A 2,312-nucleotide genomic window follows, 5' to 3' on the forward strand; every position below is an offset into this window, starting at 1 on the left:
GGTTGACTTGAACGTGAGGTCCGTAGGCAATCACTTTTGCCTGCGGGCAGCGAGACGCAATTTGACCTACGACATCAGGGATCAATTTGCTTCGCGTTGACAAATCGATGATCGCGTAGGCCACCGAATCGAGATCCCCGTCAGGCAAATTTCCGCTGAACTTGAATTGCAGCCCGGCATTCTCTGCCGCACCACGCACGCGTGATGCGAACATTAAATCGCCGGACAGAAACAGCACGAGATCAGCGGGGGCATTGGTCATCGGATTACTTGCGTTTCTCGACTTCGTTCTTCATGAATTTTAAGCCTTCCGTGGCCAATGTGATTTCATCCTTGAACATGCGGCGCCAAATTTTGGTTGCGGCGGCGATTTCCGGAAGCGCCAACCCGAATGCTTCGATGACCATCCAGCCGTCGTAGCCCATTTCAGCGAGAGCATCAAAATTTTCGTCCCAGCGAACATGGCCTTCGCCTGGTGTGCCACGATCGTTTTCGCTGATGTGGACGTGATACAGTTTGTCGCCACCGACTTTGACCGCGTCTTTGATTCCCTTTTCTTCGATGTTGCTGTGGAAAGTATCGTACATCATTCCGCATGCGGGATGGTCCACGTCACGAACAAACCGGGTCGAATCAGCATGACAGTTGAGCAGGTAGCACTCGAAACGGTTTAACGCCTCGACGCCTAATTTTACACCGACATCGCCAGCATGTTCGGCGACCGCTCGCATGCTTTCGACGCCCCACTTCCATTCGTCTGCAGTAGGCCCTGCACCACTGAACACGCCGATCGCCGAGTGGTAAGGGCCGACCAAAGTTTCCACGCCTGCGGCTGCACAGCAGTCCAACGTCTTTTTCGTCAACTCGATTCCCTTCGCACGCACGCTGGCGTCGGGCGAAATCGGGTTGTCTTCTTCCCCGCGAATAGTGACTGCGGTGCGAGCTAGACCAATATCGTCAAGCTGCTTGCCAATCGCTGCATAGTCGAGGTCGATGTTGAACATCGGCAACTCGACTCCGTCGTAGCCAGCCGATTTCAGTTGTTCGCAAACAGGCATCAGTTCGTCGGTGACTTCGCCGGACCACAGAAGGAGGTTCATGCCGTATTTCATTGTTTGCCTATCGAGTGGGAGTGTTGAAGCGTGGGGAAAGGTGACTCGCCCGCCGGTGGTGTCAATAATTGCGTTCGACGCGACTCGACCAACGTGGACGCTTGCGAGAGCCATTGGCCAACTTGGGGAGGTAAAGCCGCAAGCCCAACGCGGCTCATCACTTGATTGAGCCGAAACAAGAGTTTGTCATTGTCGAGGTAGTCGTACAAGAACCGCAATTCGATAAAACGGTCGATCGCTTTGGCGAGCTGGTTCGTCGGTTTGCCCGTGATTTTGTTGACACAGGCCTGGATTTTCTCGGACGACAGATCGCTTAGCAAGCCATAGTAGCGGTCGACGGTCGTGGGATCGTCACGAATCCAAAAGGAATCGAGCAATATTTCGATCAAAATATGGCCGACAAAGGTGGGCCGAAAACCGGCGTCGCCGGGCATTAGATCGCGAAGCTGGATCGCCAGCGTCAGGTTGGTTTCGACAAAGGCTTGGGTGGCATGAAACCACTGGTCGTCGTCGACATGTTGAATAATTCCTGACGCGACGTCGCGGACGTCGGGATCTTCGTCCGCAGTCCACAGCATGGCATGCCGCCGCCGTGCCCGGATTTTACGATCCACCACGCTTAACCAATCGGGAACCGCCGTACCGGCTGCCTTCAGCGGTTGGTCAAAGTAGGGCAATGCGTGGCTCAGGAAATTCATGCGGCGTAGCCTACCAAGATTTTAAACGAGGTGGCAGGTCAGCAGAAAATCGCGAGAAATTCACTGGAGCAATTTTCGCTGGGGCGCTTCAATACGCCTCGCTCGCGAAGAATCGGTTCCACCGAGTTACGACCACAGCGTCGCAGGACGGCTGAATTTCGCGGCGATCGGGGATAGGTCTTCGACCAGCCATGTTTTGATTTGGGGGCTGATGAAGATCACGGTGCAAACGCTCGCGATGGCGACTGCCGGTCCCAACATCAAACTGGCGGGCAAGAGGCTGATCGCGATCATGGTCAAGTCAAACTTGAATCCGCACCACGCCATTGCGATCCCTATTCCAAGCATCACGGTCCCATGCGCGCACAAGGTCGCGATCACGGCACCTTGCAATCCAAAAATCGGCAACAACATCGCGTTGAGAATCAGATTCAGCGTCAAAACCGATCGCGATCGCGATCCCGACCATTTGCCTCGCTCGGCTACCATGATAGTCTTGGCC

The 2,312-nt window shown here is 54.8% G+C and carries 2 protein-coding genes and 2 pseudogenes; all 4 read right to left on the reverse strand.

The genetic code is table 11. The features are described 5' to 3' along the window. Window positions 1–262, reverse strand: a pseudogene (locus RMSM_RS21910) (histidine kinase); the annotation flags it as partial. Window positions 263–266: 4 nt separating this feature from the next. Continuing rightward, window positions 267–1,112 carry a sugar phosphate isomerase/epimerase family protein gene (locus tag RMSM_RS21915; protein ID WP_008701479.1) on the reverse strand — a complete coding sequence of 282 codons (846 nt, stop codon included), beginning with the start codon at window positions 1,110–1,112 and terminating at the stop codon, window positions 267–269. After that, entirely contained in the window at window positions 1,109–1,810 is a 702-nt protein-coding gene (locus tag RMSM_RS21920) for a hypothetical protein (protein WP_008701481.1), read from the reverse strand. Before RMSM_RS21920 ends, RMSM_RS21915 begins: the two co-directional genes overlap by 4 nt. Window positions 1,811–1,936: 126 nt before the next feature. Then, window positions 1,937–2,312: pseudogene (locus RMSM_RS41185) on the reverse strand (hypothetical protein); the annotation flags it as partial.

Source organism: Rhodopirellula maiorica SM1 (genome assembly GCF_000346295.1).
GTDB classification, from domain to species: domain Bacteria; phylum Planctomycetota; class Planctomycetia; order Pirellulales; family Pirellulaceae; genus Novipirellula; species Novipirellula maiorica.

Coding starts and splice junctions, on each gene's coding strand:
- RMSM_RS21915 (WP_008701479.1), bottom strand. CDS start 1,112: ATGAAATACGGCATGAACCTCCTTCTGTGGTCCGGCGAAGTCACCGAC.
- RMSM_RS21920 (WP_008701481.1), bottom strand. CDS start 1,810: ATGAATTTCCTGAGCCACGCATTGCCCTACTTTGACCAACCGCTGAAG.